Genomic DNA, 17,351 nt, shown 5'->3' on the forward strand with positions numbered 1-17,351 from the left:
TGGAGTCAGCTGTCGAAGGCATTTTGCAGCCAGTCGAGCGGTTGTCCTGAATGACCGCTCCCTTGCAGGGCGATCACATCGAAACGGCAGGGGTGACTGGCCCAGCGTGATTCCTCTTGCAGGAAATGCTGCGCGGCGAGCGTCAGTTTTTCCTGCTTGCGGGCATCGATGCTGCCGAGGGCGCCGCCAAAGCCTGCGTGCAGGCGATAACGAACTTCCACGAATACTACTGTATCGCGGTCGAGCATGACCAGATCAAGCTCGCCGCGTTTGCACCGCCAGTTTCGCGTCAGAAGCGAAAGGCCCTGGCTTAGAAGGTAATCCAGGGCCTGTTGCTCGGCCGCCATTCCGGCGGCCTGGCGCGAAGGTGTGGTCATCAACGAGGCGTATCAGGCAGGCGCTTGACCTGGCCGCCGGAGAACTCGGCCCACGGCAGTTGCCGTTCGATGCGCTGTGACGGGTTCATGGTCAAGCTGCCGGAGAGGCCTTCGATACGGTTGTCCGGCAATGCCTTCAGTTGGGTGAGGCGTGGCGCCAGGCTGTAGGCGTCGACACCCATGGCGTACAGCCGACCCAGGCTGCCGGCTGCTTGTGGCCACTGACGAACCACCTGCTGGCGCAGGCCGTTGCTGCTGTCGAGCAGCCATGGCGTTTCGCAGAAGCGAATGCCGGTCATGTCGTTGTACTGGTTGACGTCGCCACTGGCGCTGTAGACGTTGGAGGTCGCATAGACCGGTACGTCGCCGGCGTATTGGAAGTTCAGCGTCGGCTTGATCTGCTGAGCCTGCTGCGGAGTTGCGGCGAGGAAGATGAAGTCGATGTCCTGGCGACGCGACGGTTGTGCGGAAATGTTGCCGCCAACGGTGCTTTGCAAGCTCTTGGCGCGGCCTTCGCTCTGGCGCAACTGGAACAGATCGGCGATCTGCTGGGCCAGCGCGACCGGTTGTGCAACGCGCTCGGCAGCCAGCAGGGTGCCGCCTTTGGCTTCCCAGTCCTGGCGGAATGCCTTGAGTACGCGATCACCCCATTCGCCGCTCGGGACCAGTGCTACAGCACGGCGCATGCCGTCGGCGTAGGCGCGGCGGGACACTTCGCGCGCTTCGTCTTCGGCTGCGAGGCCAAACTGGAACAGCTGTGGCGGGGTGCTTTGGCCAGAATCGCTGTAGTTCAGTGCCAGCGTGGTGATCGGGAGCTGCGGGTGGCTGGCGAGCTGCTTGACCAGCGGTTTTTCCAGCGGGCCGACCACCAGTTGCACGCCAGCGGCCTGCGCCTGACGGTAGAAATCGTCGAGGGACGTCAGGCGGGAGCTGTCGAATACCTGGATGGCGGGTGGGTTCTGACCCGCTTGCTGGGCCTGAAAGTGTGCGGCCATGAAACCGTCGCGCAGGGCTCGGGCGACGCCGGCCAGTTGGCCTTCCTGTGGCAGCAGCAGGGCGATCTTGGTCAGCGGCTGGCTGGTCAGGCTCTTGAGTTTGACCAGTGGCGATGGCAGTTGCAGTGCGGCTGGATGATCGGGGTGTTGTGCTTTCCAGGTGTCGATGGCGGCTTGCTGTTGTTCAAGCGTGCCTGCGCTTTTGACTGCCAGGGCCAGGCTGGTCCAGCCGGCAAGGGTGTCGCTGCCCGCGCTCTGCAACTGCTCTGCGGGCAGTGCCGAGACCAGGCTCCATATGGCGTCATTGTTGGCGTTGGCGGCATCGCCACTCAGTAGTGGTGCCAGGGCAATGCGTTCCTGTGCGGCGGCAAGGGGCTGGCCGTCGGCTTCGAACGCTGCGGCGTGCACGCTGCGGGTGCGGGCCTGCTGGTCTTGCGGCAGTTCGTTCAGTCGCGCCAGGCTCGGATGGCTCAGGGCGGTCAGCGCGGCCTTGGGTTGATTGCGGCTCAGTGCCAGTTCAGCGGCCAGGGTGCTGGCGAAAACCTGCTGGGCCGGTTTCAGCGAATCCAGTTGGACCTGTTCGAGAATCCGGGTGGCCCGCGCAGTGTCTTTTTGCCGGTAAGCCTGGTCGGCGGCGCTCAGTCGCAGCAGCGCAGCTTTCTCTGGCGTCTTGCTGGCGGCGGCCTGTTCGAGCAGTTGCTCGATGCTGGCGTCTGGAGTGCGCGGCAGGTCGCCCAGGCTGGACGAAGGCGAACTGGCGCAGGCTGCCAGCAGGGTAGCGAGGCAGAGGGCTGAGAACAGCCGCAGGCATGCGATCATGTAAGGGTCCTGTTACTCGATCAAATTAACCTGCGATTGTACCCAAGCGCTGGCCCCGGCGCGATCTTGCTGGCGTGAATCCTTCGATACAAGTCGTGGCACGGGGTTGTCGGCAGTGTGGGGAGGCATTGTTTTCGGCGATCACGCTACAATGGCGGCTTTATCCAGATGACAGGTATGTGCTGTGACCGACGCTCCAGGTGTTTCCAATCCCGCCGCCGGAACCCTTTATGTGGTGGCCACGCCAATCGGAAACCTGGATGACATCAGTGCCCGTGCGCTGAAGGTGCTGGGCGAGGTCGCGCTGATCGCTGCCGAGGACACCCGACACTCGATCCGCCTGCTGCAACACTTCGGTATCAATACGCCTCTCGCGGCCTGTCACGAGCACAATGAGCGTGATGAGGGTAGTCGTTTCCTGACCCGGCTACTGGCAGGTGACAACGTTGCGCTGATCTCCGATGCGGGAACGCCACTGATCTCTGATCCGGGTTATCACCTGGTGCGCCAGGCGCGCGCGGCAGGTGTCAATGTCGTGCCGGTGCCCGGTGCTTGTGCATTGATCGCCGCACTTTCCGCGGCCGGCCTGCCCTCGGACCGCTTCATCTTCGAAGGTTTTCTTCCTGCCAAGGCCGTTGGGCGACAGGCGCGCCTGAACTTGCTCAAGGAAGAACCACGCACCTTGATTTTCTATGAGGCGCCGCATCGGATCCTGGAGTGCTTGCAGGACATGGAAGCGATTTTCGGTGCTGAGCGCCCGGCGGTGCTGGGGCGTGAGTTGACCAAGACGTTCGAGACCCTCAAAGGACTGCCTTTGGCGCAGTTGCGAGCGTTTGTCGAGGGTGACAGCAATCAGCAGCGTGGGGAGTGTGTAGTGCTGGTTGCGGGCTGGACGGCTCCGGAGGATGAAGAGGCCGTCAGTGGTGAAGTATTGCGCGTACTTGATTTGTTGTTGGCCGAGATGCCGCTCAAGCGAGCTGCTGCATTGGCCGCGGAAATTACCGGTGTGCGCAAGAATGTTTTGTATCAAGTCGCGCTGGAAAAACAAAAAAACAAGTGATGTCACTGTGACATTATTTGTATTGTTCACTTGTTCTCGGACCGCTCTCCCGTTACTCTTTGCGGCGGAGAGTCGATTGGACAGTCGCTGCCTTCTTTTGTTCCGCAAAAGAGGGGGGAGGAAAGTCCGGGCTCCATAGGGCAGAGTGCCAGGTAATGCCTGGGGGGCGTGAGCCTACGGAAAGTGCCACAGAAAATAACCGCCTAAGCACTTCGGTGCCGGTAAGGGTGAAAAGGTGCGGTAAGAGCGCACCGCACGTCTGGTAACAGTTCGTGGCTAGGTAAACCCCACTCGGAGCAAGACCAAATAGGGTTCCATATGGCGCGGCCCGCGTTGGAACCGGGTAGGTTGCTAAAGACGTCCAGTGATGGCCGTCGTAGAGGAATGACTGTCCTCGACAGAACCCGGCTTACAGATCGACTCTCCACCTTTTTCCCTCCCTGCTTGATTCGATAGCAGACGTGCTCTGGTAATACCGAAAAAGTCTTACTCTTAATAAATCACTTTAACTTCTCTCTCTATTCGATTGAGTGAGTTCGCGTTTCATCCTCGAAAACCCCTCCGAATTACCCTGTTGTCTGTCCTTGTTACGCTAAATCGCCGATCTGTAAGGGTTTTCCTTATATGCGCGCCTTGACGGTGTGGCAGGCGGATTCCTATAGTGTGCGCAAGTGGCAGAAAGTGGCATGAAGTGGGTTTTCAGACACCAAAAAGCTAACAATTAGGGAATCGCAGCCGTGTTCCGCGGAGCAAACGCCATCAACCTCGACGCCAAGGGCCGTCTCGCGATGCCGAGCCGGTACCGTGACGAGCTTGAATCGCGTAGCTCGGGGCAGTTGATTGTGACGATCGATGCGGTTGATCCCTGCTTGTGTGTGTATCCGCTCGATGAGTGGGAACTGATAGAAGCCAAGTTGCGCGCCTTGCCGTCGTTACGCGAAGAGAACCGTCGCCTGCAGCGTTTGCTGATTGGCAATGCGGTGGATCTGGAGCTCGACGGCAGCGGTCGTTTTCTCGTTCCGCCGCGTTTGCGCGAATACGCCAAGCTCGACAAGCGAGCGATGCTGGTGGGGCAACTGAACAAATTCCAACTGTGGGACGAGGATGCCTGGAACGCTGTTTCCGCAGCGGACCTGGCAGCCATTCAACAACCGGGCGCCATGCCTGATGAACTGCGTGATTTGATCCTGTGACTATAGATAGCGGCTTTAACCACATCACTGTGCTACTGGACGAAGCCGTAGAGGCTCTCGCCGTGCGCGCCGATGGTTGCTATCTCGATGGTACCTTCGGACGTGGCGGTCACAGCCGACTGATTCTCAAACACCTTGGGCCTGATGGCCGTTTGCTAGGGTTCGACAAGGACCCTCAAGCGATTGCCACCGGGCAAGCGCTGGCGGCCGAAGACGGCCGCTTTGTCATTGTGCAGCGCAGCTTTGCCGAGCTGGGTTCGGAAGTTGCCGAGCGCGGCCTGTCGGACAAGGTCAGCGGCGTGCTGTTCGACCTGGGGGTGTCCTCGCCGCAACTGGATGACCCGGAGCGCGGCTTCAGTTTCCTCAACGATGGCCCGCTGGACATGCGTATGGACCCATCCCGGGGTGTCAGCGCCGCCGACTTCATCGCTTCCGCGCCTGAAGAAGAAATTGCCCGGGTATTCAAGGAATACGGCGAAGAGCGTTTCGCCAGGCGCATGGCCCGCGCCGTAGTCCTGCGCCGTGCAGAACAACCCTTTACCCGCACCGCCGACCTGGCCGAAGTGCTCAAGGTTGCCAATCCCGCCTGGGAAAAAGGCAAGAACCCCGCAACTCGGGCGTTCCAGGGGCTGCGCATCCATGTAAACAATGAGCTGGGCGACCTTGAAGTGGGTTTGCAGGCTGCACTCGATGCCTTGGAAGTCGGTGGTCGTCTGGTGGTGATCAGCTTCCACTCCCTGGAAGACCGCATCGTCAAACTGTTCATGCGCAAGCTGGCCAAGGGCGAGGCGGATAATCTGCCGCGTAACCTGCCGGTCCAGCACAAACCGTTCGAGCCGAAGATCAGGACCATCGGCAAGGCACAGTTCGCTTCCGACGCTGAACTCAAGGCCAACCCGCGGTCGCGCAGTGCCGTCATGCGTGTGGCGGAGAAGCTGCGGTGAGCAGGCTCTATGCCAAGCCTTTGCCCGGCGGGAGCTTCCTGATGCTCCTGCTGTTCATTGGCGTGCTCGTTTCCTCGGTCGCGGTGTCCTACAGCGCCCACTGGAACCGGCAACTGCTCAATACCTTGTACGGCGAGCTCAACGAGCGCGACAAAGCGCAGGCCGAGTGGGGCCGGCTGATCCTTGAACAAAGCACCTGGACCGCCCATAGCCGCATCGAAACCCTGGCCAGTGAGCAACTGAAAATGCGCATCCCTGCCGCAGATGAAGTGCGGATGGTGGCGCCATGATGAAGCTCGAAGGCGCCCTCTACCCCTGGCGCTTCCGGGTAGTGCTCGGTTTGCTGGCGTTGATGGTTGGTGCCATCGCCTGGCAGATCATCGACCTGCAGGTAGTCGACCGTGACTTCCTGAAAAGCCAGGGCGATGCCCGCAGCATGCGGCACATCCCCATTCCCGCACACCGTGGTCTGATTACCGATCGCAATGGCGAGCCTCTGGCTGTAAGTACTCCGGTGACCACTTTGTGGGCCAACCCCAAGGAAATGCAGGCTGCCAAAGACCGCTGGCCGGCGCTTGCCATCGCCATCAACCAGAACCCCAAGCAACTGACCGAACGCCTTGAGCAGCAGGCCAGTAAAGAATTCATCTACCTGGTTCGTGGCCTGACCCCGGAGCAGGGCCAGGTTGTGCTCGACCTGAAGGTTCCCGGTGTCTATGGCATCGAGGAATTTCGTCGTTTCTACCCTGCTGGCGATGTCGCGGCTCACATGGTTGGCTTTACCGACCTTGACGACCATGGTCGCGAAGGGGTCGAGCTGGCCTACGATGAGTGGCTGGCCGGCGTGCCCGGCAAGCGGCAAGTCATCAAGGACCGACGCGGTCGCTTGATCAAGGATGTCCAGGTCACCAAAAACGCCAAGGCCGGAAAGACCTTGGCGTTGTCGATAGACCTGCGCCTGCAGTACCTGGCCACCCGCGAATTGCGCAACGCGATTTCCGAGCAAGAGGCCAAGGCCGGCAGCCTGGTGATCATGGATGTGAAAACCGGCGAAGTGCTGGCCATGGTCAACCAGCCCACCTACAACCCGAACAATCGTCGCAGCATGTTCCCGGCGGCGATGCGCAACCGCGCCATCATCGACGTGTTCGAGCCGGGCTCGACAGTGAAACCGCTGTCGATGAGCGCCGCGCTGCAAAGCGGCCGCTGGAAGCCGACCGACAAGGTCGAAGTCTATCCGGGCACCCTGCAGTTGGGTCGTTACACCATTCGTGACGTTTCCAAGACGGAAGGCCCGGTCCTCGACCTGACCGGCATCCTGATCAATTCCAGTAACGTGGGCATGTCCAAAGTCGCCTTCGATATCGGTGGCGAAGCGATCTACCGCGTCATGTCGCAACTCGGTCTGGGTCAGTACACCGGACTTGGCTTCCCGGGTGAGCGGGTCGGCAACCTGCCAAACCACCGCGAGTGGCGCAAGGCCGAAACCGCGACCCTTTCCTATGGTTACGGCCTGTCGGTTACCGCGCTGCAACTGGTGCATGCCTACGCGGCCTTGGCCAACGACGGCAAGATGGTTCCGCTGAGCATTCTGAAAACGGACAAGGCGCCGGAAGAAACCCAGGTGGTGCCGAAAGAGACTGCCGAGACCATTCAGCAAATGTTGCAACAGGTTATCGAGGCGCCGCGAGGCGTTTTCCGCGCTCAGGTGCCGTCGTACCACGTTGCCGGCAAGAGTGGTACTGCGCGTAAGGCGACCATCGGTTCGAAGGGCTACACCGAAAACGCCTACCGCTCGTTGTTCGCTGGCTTCGGGCCGATGAGCGACCCGCGCTACGCCGTGGTTGTGGTGATCGATGAACCAAGCAAAGGCGGTTACTTCGGTGGTCTTGTATCCGCGCCGGTATTCAGCAAGGTAATGTCTGGCACGCTGCGTCTGATGAACGTGCCGCCAGACAACCTGCCCGCCCCGACACCTCAGCAGCAAGCCGATGCTGCGTCCGCCAAAGGAGGGCGTGGTTGATGACGATGCCATTGAGTAAATTGTTCGCCAACGCCAGCAGCGATCCTCTGATTCGCGAGCTGACCCTGGACAGCCGCAACGTGCGGGCAGGTGATCTGTTCCTGGCGGTACCCGGGGCCAAGGTCGATGGTCGTGACCATATCGCCGATGCGTTGAAGCGCGGCGCAGCCGCCGTGGCCTATGAAGTGCAGGGCGCTACGGTCCTGCCGATCACCAGCGTGCCGCTTATCCCGGTAAAGGGCCTGATTGCTCAGTTGTCGGAAATCGCCGGTCGCTTCTATGGTGAGCCGAGCCGTTTGCTGGACCTCGTCGGTGTCACCGGCACCAACGGCAAGACCAGCGTCACGCAGCTGGTCGCCCAGGCGCTGGACCTGCTGGGTCAGCACTGTGGTTTGATCGGTACGTTGGGCACTGGCTTCTACGGCGCACTGGAAAGTGGCCGTCTGACCACACCTGATCCGCTGGCTGTGCAGGCGACCCTGAATAATCTGAAGAAGGCCGGGGCTCGCGCCGTGGCCATGGAAGTTTCTTCTCATGCGCTGGAGCAGGGCCGGGTGGCCGCTTTGGCATTCGATATCGTCGTGATGACCAACCTGTCCCGCGATCACCTCGACTATCACGGCACCATGGAAGCTTACAAAGCCGCCAAGGCGCGCTTGTTCGCCTGGCCGAACCTGCGCTGCCGGGTGGTCAATCTGGATGACGATTTCGGCCGCGAACTGGCCGCCCAGCAAGGCGAATCCCGTCTGATCAGCTACAGCCTCAAGGATCCCGCCGCAACCCTGTATTGCCGCGAAGCCACCTTCGATGACGACGGCGTACGTGCGGTGCTGGTGACGCCACAAGGCGAGCACATGCTGCGCAGCCGCCTGCTCGGTCGCTTCAACCTGAGCAATATGCTGGCTGCTGTCGGCACCTTGCTGGCGATGGAGCATCCGCTCGACGAAATTCTCAAGGTCACCGCCAAGCTGGAAGGGCCGATCGGCCGGATGCAGCGCCTCGGCGGCGGCAGCAAACCGCTGGTGGTGGTCGATTACGCACACACGCCCGATGCCCTGGAAAAAGTGCTTGAGGCCCTGCGCCCCCACGCTCGAGGCAAGTTGACCTGCCTGTTCGGTTGCGGCGGTGATCGTGATCGCGGCAAACGCCCGCTGATGGCCGAGATGGCCGAGCGTCTGGCGGACCGGGTGATCGTCACTGACGACAATCCGCGCACTGAAGATCCGCTGGTGATTTTCGACGACATTCGTCCTGGCTTGACCAACCCTGAATCCGCCACCTTTATCTCCGGTCGCGGTGAGGCAATTGCTGGTGCCATCGCATCGGCTGCCGCGGACGACGTCATCGTCCTGGCTGGCAAAGGACATGAGGACTATCAGGAAATCAACGGCCAGCGGCATGACTTCTCCGATCTGGTTGAAGCCGAAAAAGCGTTGGCAGTCTGGGAGGCCTCTCATGCTTGAGCCACTTTCCCTCACCCAGTTGATCGAGCCGCTGAAGGGGCGCCTGGTAGGCGCTGATGCGCGTTTCGACGGTGTCAGCATCGACAGCCGCAAGATCGACGCGGGGCAACTGTTCGTCGCGCTGGCGGGGCCGCGCTTCGACGGGCATGACTATCTGAATGAAGTCGCCGGCAGAGGTGCCGTCGCGGCGCTGGTCGAGCGAGAAGTTGCCGGCGCGAGCCTGCCGCAGTTGGTTGTGGCCGATACCCGCCTGGCGCTGGGCCAACTGGCTGCGCTGAACCGTCGTGCATTCAAGCAGCCTGTAGCCGCCATCACCGGCTCCAGCGGCAAGACCACGGTCAAGGAGATGCTTGCCAGCATCCTGCGTACTCGCGGCCCTGTCCTGGCGACCCGCGGCAACCTGAATAACGATCTCGGTGCGCCGCTGACCTTGCTCGAACTGGCGCCGGAACACACTGCCGCTGTGATCGAGCTTGGGGCTTCGCGTATCGGCGAAATCGCTTACACCGTGGGTCTGACCCGTCCGAGCGTAGCGTTGATCAACAACGCGGGCACTGCTCATGTCGGTGAGTTCGGTGGGCCGGAGAAGATTGTCGAAGCCAAGGGCGAGATTCTCGAAGGGCTTGGAGAGGGCGGAGTCGCGGTATTGAACCTCGACGACAAAGCCTTTGGCATATGGAAACGGCGCACAGGTAAACATGCGGTATTGAGTTTTGCGCTGACCAACCCTGCGGCCGATTTCCATGCCAGCGAGATCGGCAACGACGAGCGCGGTTGCCCGGCCTTTGTGCTGCACGGTCCGCAAGGCCGTGTGTCGATCCAGCTCAATCTGCTGGGGACTCACAACATCAGCAACGCACTCGCCGCTGCGGCAGCCGCTCATGCCTTCGGTCTGACGCTGGACGGTATCGCGCAGGGCTTGAACACGGTGCAGCCAGTCAAAGGGCGCACGGTGGTGCAGATGACCGACGCGGGTACCCGGGTCATCGATGACACTTACAACGCAAACCCCACCTCGATGTGCGCGGCCGTTGATATACTTGCCGGCTTTTCCGGTCGCACCGTCCTGGTGCTCGGGGATATCGGCGAGTTGGGCCAGTGGGCAGAAGAGGGCCATCGTCAGGTTGGGGAATACGCCAAAGACAAGGTTTCCGCGCTGTATGCCGTAGGTCCGATGATGGCCCACGCGGTCAAGGCGTTTGGCAAGGATGCCCGCCATTTCGCAAGTCAAGCTGACCTGATCGACGCCATTCGCGGCGAGCAGGCCACTAACACCACTATTTTGATCAAGGGTTCGCGCAGCGCTGCGATGGAGAACGTCGTGGCGGCTTTGTGCGGTTCCAGCGGGGAGAAACATTAATGCTGCTGCTGTTGGCCGAGTACCTGCAACAGTTCTACAAAGGCTTCGCGGTCTTTCAGTACCTGTCCCTGCGCGGGATTCTGGGGGTACTGACTGCGCTGTCGCTGGCCCTTTGGCTGGGCCCGTGGATGATCCGCACTCTGCAGATCCGCCAGATCGGTCAGTCGGTCCGTAACGACGGTCCGCAATCGCACCTGTCCAAGTCCGGCACGCCGACCATGGGTGGCGCGCTGATTCTTTCCGCCATCGGCGTCAGCACGCTGCTCTGGGCTGACCTGAGCAACCGCTACGTCTGGGTCGTGCTGATCGTCACGCTGCTGTTCGGCGCCATCGGCTGGGTCGACGACTACCGCAAGGTCATCGAGAAGAACTCCCGTGGCCTGCCGAGTCGCTGGAAGTATTTCTGGCAGTCGGTGTTCGGTCTCGGCGCCGCGATCTTCCTTTATATGACCGCACCGACCAGCGTGGAAACCACCCTGATCGTGCCGATGCTCAAGGATGTCACCATCCCGCTGGGCGTCGGCTTCGTGGTCCTGACCTACTTCGTCATCGTCGGTTCGAGCAACGCGGTCAACCTGACTGACGGCCTCGACGGCCTGGCCATCCTGCCGACCGTACTGGTAGGCGGCGCCCTGGGTATCTTCTGCTACCTGTCGGGTAACGTGAAATTCGCCGAATACCTGCTGATTCCTTACGTGCCGGGCGCGGGCGAACTGATCGTATTCTGCGGCGCGCTGATCGGTGCCGGCCTCGGCTTCCTCTGGTTCAACACCTATCCGGCACAAGTCTTCATGGGTGACGTCGGCGCGCTGGCACTGGGTGCGGCGCTGGGCACCATCGCGGTAATCGTTCGCCAGGAAATCGTCCTGTTCATCATGGGCGGCGTGTTCGTCATGGAAACCCTGTCGGTCGTCATCCAGGTCGCTTCGTTCAAGCTGACCGGCAAGCGGGTGTTCCGCATGGCGCCGATTCATCACCACTTTGAACTCAAGGGCTGGCCCGAGCCGCGTGTGATTGTCCGCTTCTGGATCATCACCGTGGTGCTGGTGCTGATTGGCCTTGCCACCCTGAAACTGAGGTAGAGCGCGTGTCACTGATCGCATCAGACCACTTCCGCATCGTTGTCGGCCTCGGCAAGAGCGGCATGTCCCTGGTTCGCTTCCTGGCGAACCGGGGCGTTGCGTTTGCGGTGGCCGATACCCGGGAGAACCCACCGGAGCTGGCGACGCTGCGACGCGACTACCCACAGATCGAAGTGCGCTGTGGCGAGCTGGATGTGGACTTCCTTTGCCGCGCCGACGAACTCTACGTCAGTCCGGGCCTGGCGCTCGCTACACCTGCCTTGCAGCAGGCGGCCGCTCGCGGCGTGAAGCTGTCGGGTGATATCGAATTGTTTGCCCGCAATGCCAAGGCTCCGATCATTGCCATCAGTGGTTCCAACGCCAAGAGCACCGTGACCACCCTGGTCGGCGAGATGGCCGCTGCGGCGGGCAAACGTGTGGCAGTCGGCGGCAACCTCGGCACTCCCGCGCTGGACCTGCTCAGCGATGACGTCGAGCTGTACGTGATGGAGCTGTCGAGCTTCCAGCTGGAGACCACTGATCAGCTCAACGCTGAAGTGGCGACTGTGCTCAATGTCAGCGAAGACCATATGGATCGCTACAGCGGCCTGCCGGCTTATCACCTGGCCAAGCACCGGATTTTCCGTGGTGCGCGGCAAGTAGTGGTCAACCGTCAGGATGCCCTGAGCCGTCCGTTGCTGACTGAAGGCCAGCCGTGCTGGACCTTCGGCCTGAACAAACCCGACTTCAAGGCCTTCGGCCTGCGCGAAGAGGATGGCGAGAAGTACCTGGCGTTCGAGTTCCAGAACCTCCTGCCGGTACGCGAGTTGAAGATCCGCGGTGCACACAACCAGTCCAATGCCCTGGCGGCGTTGGCACTGGGTCATGCGGTCGGCCTGCCATTCGACGCCATGCTGGAAAGCCTGCGCAATTTCGCTGGCCTCGCCCATCGTTGCCAGTGGATACGCGAGCGTAATGAGGTCAACTGGTACGACGATTCCAAAGCCACCAACGTTGGCGCCGCTCTGGCTGCCATCGAAGGTCTGGGCGCCGATATCGACGGCAAGCTGGTACTGGTCGCTGGCGGAGATGGCAAGGGTGCCGATTTCTCTGGCCTGCGCGCGCCCGTTGCCGAGCATTGCCGCGCGGTGGTGCTGCTGGGTCGTGATGCCGAACGGCTGGCTGAAACGCTGGGCGACAGCGTGCCGCTGGTGCGGGTGAAGACACTCGATGAAGCGGTGCAGCAGTGTGCCGAACTGGCTCAACCGGGCGATGCGGTGTTGCTGTCGCCGGCCTGTGCCAGCCTCGACATGTTCAAGAACTTTGAAGAGCGTGGGCGCCTGTTCGCCCAGGCCGTGGGAGGGCTGGCATGATCTTCGGCGCCATCAAGCCCTACCCGTCGCCGCTGATCAGCGGCCGTGGCATCGACCTGGACTTCCCGTTCCTGGTCGGTTGCCTGGCATTGCTCGGGCTGGGCCTGGTGATGATCACCTCGGCGTCCTCGGAAGTGGCTGCGGCGCAGTCGGGTAACCCGCTGTATCACATGATTCGCCACCTGGTGTACGTGACCCTCGGGCTGGGCGCATGCATCGTCACCATGATGGTGCCGATCTCGACCTGGCAGCGCATGGGCTACCTGATGCTGATCGGTGCCTTCGGCTTGCTGATACTGGTGCTGGTCCCTGGTATCGGTCGCGAAGTTAACGGTTCCTGGCGCTGGATCGGCTTCAGCTTCTTCAACGTGCAGCCATCGGAAATCGCCAAGGTCTTCGTCGTCATCTATCTCGCGGGCTATCTGGTGCGTCGGCAGCAGGAAGTACGCGAAAGCTGGATGGGCTTCTTCAAGCCTTTCATCGTGCTGCTGCCGATGGCGGGCCTGCTGCTCATGGAGCCGGACTTCGGCGCCACCGTGGTGATGATGGGCTCGGCCGCGGCCATGCTGTTCCTCGGCGGCGTCGGTCTGTTCCGCTTCGGCCTGATGGTGGCGCTGGCAGTGGGTGCGGTGTTCGTCCTGGTTCAGGCGCAGCCCTACCGGATGGCCCGTCTGACAACCTTCACCGACCCGTGGGCGGACCAGTTCGGTTCCGGCTATCAGTTGACCCAGGCGTTGATCGCCTTCGGCCGCGGCGAGTGGTTCGGCGTCGGTCTGGGTAACAGCGTGCAGAAGCAGTTCTACCTGCCGGAAGCACATACCGACTTCGTGTTCTCGGTGCTGGCCGAGGAGCTGGGCGTAGTGGGCTCGCTGGCGACGCTGGCGCTGTTCGTCTTCGTCACTGTCCGCGCCTTGTACATCGGTCTCTGGGCCGAGAAAGCCAAGCAATTCTTCGCCGCCTACGTGGCGTTCGGGCTGGCGTTCCTGTGGATCGGCCAGTTCCTCATCAATATCGGTGTGAACATCGGCCTGCTGCCAACCAAAGGCTTGACCCTGCCTTTCCTCAGTTACGGGGGCAGTTCGCTGGTCATCTGCTGTGCCTGTGTGGGGTTGCTGCTGCGTATCGAATGGGAGAGCCGCACGCACCTTGGCAGCGAGGAACACGAGTTCGACGAAGACGACTTTGCCGAGGAGCCGAATCATCATGGCCGCTGACGGCAAGAACGTATTGATCATGGCCGGCGGAACCGGCGGCCATGTGTTCCCGGCACTCGCCTGTGCCCGGGAATTCCAGGCGCGCGGCTTTACCGTGCACTGGCTGGGAACGCCACGCGGCATCGAAAACGAACTGGTGCCGCAGGCTGGCCTGCAGTTGCACCTGATCAACGTCACCGGCCTGCGCGGCAAGGGCAAGCTGTCGCTGCTCAAGGCGCCGTTCACCCTGATCAAGGCCGTGCTGCAGGCTCGCCGGATCATCCGCCAGCTCAAGCCGGTCTGTGTGGTCGGCTTCGGCGGTTACGTGACTGGCCCCGGCGGCGTTGCCGCGAGGCTGGCGGGCGTGCCCGTGGTGATCCACGAGCAGAACGCCCGTGCTGGCACCGCCAACCGGCTGCTGGTGCCGCTGGCCGGCCGTGTCTGTGAAGCGTTCCCGAACACTTTCGACGCTAGCGAAAAACGTCGTACCACCGGTAACCCGGTGCGCAGTGAGCTGTTTCTGGAACCCGTGCGCGAAGCCCTGCCGGGACGCCGTGCGCGGCTGCTGGTACTGGGCGGAAGCCTCGGTGCCGAGCCGTTGAACAAGCTGTTGCCCCAGGCCCTGGCGCTGGTGCCGGAGGCCATTCGTCCCGAGGTGTTCCATCAGGCCGGGAAGAATCACGACCAGATCACCGCCGAGCGTTATCGCGAAGCCGGGATCGAGGCTCAGGTAGAGCCGTTTATCAAGGATATGGCCCAAGCCTATGGCTGGGCCGACCTGGTGGTGTGCCGTGCCGGCGCGCTGACCGTCAGTGAGCTGGCGGCGGCTGGCCTGCCTTCGATGCTGGTGCCCTTGCCCCATGCGATCGACGACCACCAGACCCACAACGCCCATTATCTGGCCCGCGAAGGTGCTGCCTTCCTGATGCCACAAGCGACAACTGGCGCAGCGCAGCTCGCTGAACGCCTGAACGAGGTACTGATGCAACCGGAAAAACTCGACACCATGGCCGCCACCGCGCGCCGCCTGGCCAAACCTGCTGCTACCCGCACCGTGGTCGACATCTGCCTGGAGGTGGCCCATGGTTGAGAACCAGAAAGCCATGCCTCAACCCGAGATGCGTCGCATCCGCCGCATTCACTTCGTCGGTATCGGCGGCGTGGGTATGTGTGGTATCGCCGAAGTGCTGCTGAACCTGGGCTACCAGGTGTCCGGCTCGGACCTCAAGGCCTCGGCAGTGACTGAGCGCCTGGAGTCCTTCGGCGCTGAAATCTTCATCGGCCACCGTGCCGAGAACGCCGCGACCGCTGATGTGCTGGTGGTTTCCAGCGCGATCAACACCGCCAACCCGGAAGTTGCCACCGCGCTGGAACGCCGTATTCCTGTCGTGCCGCGCGCCGAGATGCTCGCCGAACTGATGCGTTATCGCCACGGTATCGCAGTCGCCGGCACCCACGGCAAGACCACCACCACCAGTCTGCTGGCGTCGGTGTTCGCCGCTGGCGGCCTCGATCCGACCTTCGTGATTGGTGGCCGCCTGAATGCCGCGGGTACCAACGCCCAGCTTGGCACCAGCCGCTACCTGATCGCCGAAGCTGACGAAAGCGATGCCAGCTTCCTGCACCTGCAGCCGCTGGTGGCGGTCGTCACCAACATCGACGCCGACCATATGGCGACCTACGAAGGCGACTTCAACAAACTGAAGAAAACCTTCGTCGAGTTCCTCCACAACCTGCCGTTCTACGGCTTGGCCGTGGTCTGCCTGGATGACCCGGTAGTGCGCGAGATCCTGCCGCTGGTCAAGCGCCCGGCAGTCACCTACGGCTTCTGCGAAGAAGCCGACGTGCGTGCCATCAACGTGCGTCAGTCAGGCATGCAGACCCACTTCACCGTGCTGCGTCGTGACCGCGAGCCGCTGGATGTGTCGGTCAACATGCCGGGCAATCACAACGTGCTCAATGCGCTGGCGACCATCGCCATCGCCACCGACGAAGGTATCAGCGACGAAGCCATCGTCCAGGGGCTTTCGGGCTTCCAGGGTGTGGGTCGTCGCTTCCAGGTCTACGGCGAGCTGCCGGTCGAAGGCGGCAGCGTGATGCTGGTGGATGACTACGGACACCACCCGACCGAAGTGGCCGCGGTGATCAAGGCAGTCCGCGGTGGTTGGCCGGAGCGCCGCCTGGTGATGGTCTATCAGCCACACCGCTACAGCCGGACCCGCGACCTGTACGACGATTTCGTCCAGGTGCTGGCCGATGCCAACGTGCTGCTGTTGATGGAAGTCTACCCGGCCGGCGAAGAGCCAATCCCGGGTGCGGACAGCCGCCAGCTGTGCCGCAGCATTCGTCAGCGCGGCCAGCTCGACCCGATCTACATCGAGCGCGGCATCGAGCTGGCGCCAGTGGTCAAGCCGCTGCTGCGCGCCGGCGACATTCTGCTCTGCCAGGGTGCCGGTGATATCGGCGGGCTGGCGCCACAACTGTTGAAGAGCCCGTTGTTCGCTGGTGCGGTTGCCAGTCAGGAGAAATCGAAATGACTGAAGCCTACGCCAAACTGCATTCCACAATTGCGCCGAAAGACTTCGGTCGCGTCGCCGTGCTTTACGGTGGCAAGAGCGCCGAGCGCGAAGTGTCGCTCAAGTCCGGTGCTGCGGTGATCGACGCGCTGCGCAGCGGCGGCGTCGACGTGGTTGCCATCGACGTCGGTGACGACCTGCTGACCCGTCTGCAGAGCGAGAAGATCGACCGCGCCTTCATCATCCTCCACGGTCGTGGCGGTGAAGACGGCAGCATGCAGGGCCTGCTGGAATGCCTCGGCATTCCTTACACCGGCAGCGGCATCCTCGCCTCGGCTCTGGCCATGGACAAGCTGCGGACCAAGCAGGTCTGGCAGAGCCTGGGCATTCCGACCCCACGTCATGCCGTGTTGGCCAGCGAAGCCGACTGTATTTCTGCGGGCGCGGAACTGGGCTTCCCTTTGATCGTCAAACCGGCCCATGAAGGTTCCAGTATCGGTATGGCGAAAGTGACCAGCGTCGACGAATTGGTCGCTGCCTGGAAAGACGCCGCCACCTACGATTCGCAAGTGCTGGTCGAGCAGTGGATTCATGGTCCGGAGTTCACCGTTGCGGTGCTGCGTGACCAGGTGCTGCCGCCGATCGCGCTGGGCACCCCGCATACGTTCTACGACTACGACGCCAAGTACCTGGCTTCCGATACCCAGTACCGGATTCCGTGTGGCCTGGACAGCGCCAAGGAACAGGAATTGATCGACCTCACCGCCCGCGCCTGCGACGCCATTGGCATCGCCGGTTGGGGCCGTGTGGATGTGATGCAGGACGAGCAGGGCCGGTTCTGGCTGCTCGAAGTCAACACCGCGCCAGGCATGACTGACCATAGCCTGGTGCCCATGGCGGCGCGTGCGGCCGGACTCGATTTCCAGCAGTTGGTGCTGGCGATTCTGGCGGCGAGTGTCGAGGCGCGAGGTTAA

The 17,351-nt window shown here is 62.1% G+C and carries 15 protein-coding genes and 1 other RNA gene; 14 read left to right on the plus strand and 2 right to left on the minus strand.

What is annotated here, in order from left to right; translation table 11 throughout:
• Positions 1–5: 5 nt before the first annotated feature.
• Together DM374_RS10265 and DM374_RS10270 are read right to left on the minus strand one after the other, a co-directional pair.
• Positions 6–377 (minus strand): YraN family protein, encoded by a 372-nt coding sequence (locus DM374_RS10265; RefSeq protein ID WP_110969729.1) that lies wholly within the window; start codon positions 375–377, stop codon positions 6–8.
• Entirely contained in the window at positions 377–2,191 is a 1,815-nt protein-coding gene (locus tag DM374_RS10270) for a penicillin-binding protein activator (protein WP_110969730.1), read from the minus strand. The genes DM374_RS10265 and DM374_RS10270 overlap by 1 nt, the downstream gene beginning before the upstream one ends.
• A 184-nt stretch (positions 2,192–2,375) precedes the next feature.
• Between DM374_RS10270 and rsmI the strand changes: the two genes are divergently transcribed.
• From rsmI to DM374_RS10340, 14 genes are all read left to right on the plus strand, one after another.
• A complete protein-coding gene (gene rsmI / locus DM374_RS10275) occupies positions 2,376–3,251 on the plus strand; it encodes a 16S rRNA (cytidine(1402)-2'-O)-methyltransferase (RefSeq protein ID WP_110969731.1) in 876 nt (291 codons plus the stop codon).
• Positions 3,252–3,319: 68 nt separating this feature from the next.
• Positions 3,320–3,679, plus strand: an RNA gene (gene rnpB / locus DM374_RS10280) — RNase P RNA component class A.
• A gap of 309 nt (positions 3,680–3,988) precedes the next feature.
• Positions 3,989–4,444 (plus strand): division/cell wall cluster transcriptional repressor MraZ, encoded by a 456-nt coding sequence (gene mraZ / locus DM374_RS10285; RefSeq protein ID WP_095154653.1) that lies wholly within the window; start codon positions 3,989–3,991, stop codon positions 4,442–4,444.
• Positions 4,441–5,388, plus strand: coding sequence for a 16S rRNA (cytosine(1402)-N(4))-methyltransferase RsmH (gene rsmH / locus DM374_RS10290; RefSeq protein ID WP_404821329.1), 948 nt, complete (start codon positions 4,441–4,443; stop codon positions 5,386–5,388). Before mraZ ends, rsmH begins: the two co-directional genes overlap by 4 nt.
• Complete coding sequence (gene ftsL / locus DM374_RS10295; protein WP_095154655.1) at positions 5,385–5,678, plus strand: cell division protein FtsL; 294 nt, start codon at positions 5,385–5,387, stop codon at positions 5,676–5,678. The genes rsmH and ftsL overlap by 4 nt, the downstream gene beginning before the upstream one ends.
• Positions 5,678–7,411 (plus strand): peptidoglycan D,D-transpeptidase FtsI family protein, encoded by a 1,734-nt coding sequence (locus DM374_RS10300; protein WP_177431542.1) that lies wholly within the window; start codon positions 5,678–5,680, stop codon positions 7,409–7,411. The genes ftsL and DM374_RS10300 overlap by 1 nt, the downstream gene beginning before the upstream one ends.
• Positions 7,411–8,874 carry a UDP-N-acetylmuramoyl-L-alanyl-D-glutamate--2,6-diaminopimelate ligase gene (locus tag DM374_RS10305; protein WP_110969733.1) on the plus strand — a complete coding sequence of 488 codons (1,464 nt, stop codon included), beginning with the start codon at positions 7,411–7,413 and terminating at the stop codon, positions 8,872–8,874. Before DM374_RS10300 ends, DM374_RS10305 begins: the two co-directional genes overlap by 1 nt.
• Positions 8,867–10,234, plus strand: coding sequence for a UDP-N-acetylmuramoyl-tripeptide--D-alanyl-D-alanine ligase (locus DM374_RS10310; protein WP_110969734.1), 1,368 nt, complete (start codon positions 8,867–8,869; stop codon positions 10,232–10,234). Before DM374_RS10305 ends, DM374_RS10310 begins: the two co-directional genes overlap by 8 nt.
• Positions 10,234–11,316 (plus strand): phospho-N-acetylmuramoyl-pentapeptide-transferase, encoded by a 1,083-nt coding sequence (gene mraY / locus DM374_RS10315; RefSeq protein WP_095154662.1) that lies wholly within the window; start codon positions 10,234–10,236, stop codon positions 11,314–11,316. The genes DM374_RS10310 and mraY overlap by 1 nt, the downstream gene beginning before the upstream one ends.
• 5 nt (positions 11,317–11,321) lie before the next feature.
• Positions 11,322–12,668: a UDP-N-acetylmuramoyl-L-alanine--D-glutamate ligase gene (gene murD, locus DM374_RS10320; RefSeq protein ID WP_110969735.1), complete on the plus strand. Its 1,347-nt coding sequence runs from the start codon at positions 11,322–11,324 to the stop codon at positions 12,666–12,668.
• Positions 12,665–13,882 (plus strand): putative lipid II flippase FtsW, encoded by a 1,218-nt coding sequence (ftsW, locus tag DM374_RS10325; protein ID WP_095154666.1) that lies wholly within the window; start codon positions 12,665–12,667, stop codon positions 13,880–13,882. Before murD ends, ftsW begins: the two co-directional genes overlap by 4 nt.
• Entirely contained in the window at positions 13,872–14,951 is a 1,080-nt protein-coding gene (gene murG, locus DM374_RS10330; RefSeq protein ID WP_110969736.1) for an undecaprenyldiphospho-muramoylpentapeptide beta-N-acetylglucosaminyltransferase, read from the plus strand. Before ftsW ends, murG begins: the two co-directional genes overlap by 11 nt.
• Positions 14,944–16,398 (plus strand): UDP-N-acetylmuramate--L-alanine ligase, encoded by a 1,455-nt coding sequence (gene murC / locus DM374_RS10335; protein WP_110969737.1) that lies wholly within the window; start codon positions 14,944–14,946, stop codon positions 16,396–16,398. Before murG ends, murC begins: the two co-directional genes overlap by 8 nt.
• Positions 16,395–17,351: a D-alanine--D-alanine ligase gene (locus tag DM374_RS10340; RefSeq protein ID WP_095154672.1), complete on the plus strand. Its 957-nt coding sequence runs from the start codon at positions 16,395–16,397 to the stop codon at positions 17,349–17,351. The genes murC and DM374_RS10340 overlap by 4 nt, the downstream gene beginning before the upstream one ends.

Origin of the sequence: Pseudomonas huaxiensis (assembly GCF_003231275.1) — a bacterium.
GTDB lineage: Bacteria > Pseudomonadota > Gammaproteobacteria > Pseudomonadales > Pseudomonadaceae > Aquipseudomonas > Aquipseudomonas huaxiensis.

Excerpts from the sequence above, each read along its gene's own strand:
- DM374_RS10310 (WP_110969734.1), top strand. The coding sequence starts at position 8,867 with ATGCTTGAGCCACTTTCCCTCACCCAGTTGATCGAGCCGCTGAAGGGG.
- DM374_RS10265 (WP_110969729.1), bottom strand. The coding sequence starts at position 377 with ATGACCACACCTTCGCGCCAGGCCGCCGGAATGGCGGCCGAGCAACAG.
- mraY (WP_095154662.1), top strand. The coding sequence starts at position 10,234 with ATGCTGCTGCTGTTGGCCGAGTACCTGCAACAGTTCTACAAAGGCTTC.
- DM374_RS10305 (WP_110969733.1), top strand. The coding sequence starts at position 7,411 with ATGACGATGCCATTGAGTAAATTGTTCGCCAACGCCAGCAGCGATCCT.
- murC (WP_110969737.1), top strand. The coding sequence starts at position 14,944 with ATGGTTGAGAACCAGAAAGCCATGCCTCAACCCGAGATGCGTCGCATC.
- DM374_RS10340 (WP_095154672.1), top strand. The coding sequence starts at position 16,395 with ATGACTGAAGCCTACGCCAAACTGCATTCCACAATTGCGCCGAAAGAC.
- murG (WP_110969736.1), top strand. The coding sequence starts at position 13,872 with ATGGCCGCTGACGGCAAGAACGTATTGATCATGGCCGGCGGAACCGGC.
- DM374_RS10270 (WP_110969730.1), bottom strand. The coding sequence starts at position 2,191 with ATGATCGCATGCCTGCGGCTGTTCTCAGCCCTCTGCCTCGCTACCCTG.
- DM374_RS10300 (WP_177431542.1), top strand. The coding sequence starts at position 5,678 with ATGAAGCTCGAAGGCGCCCTCTACCCCTGGCGCTTCCGGGTAGTGCTC.
- ftsW (WP_095154666.1), top strand. The coding sequence starts at position 12,665 with ATGATCTTCGGCGCCATCAAGCCCTACCCGTCGCCGCTGATCAGCGGC.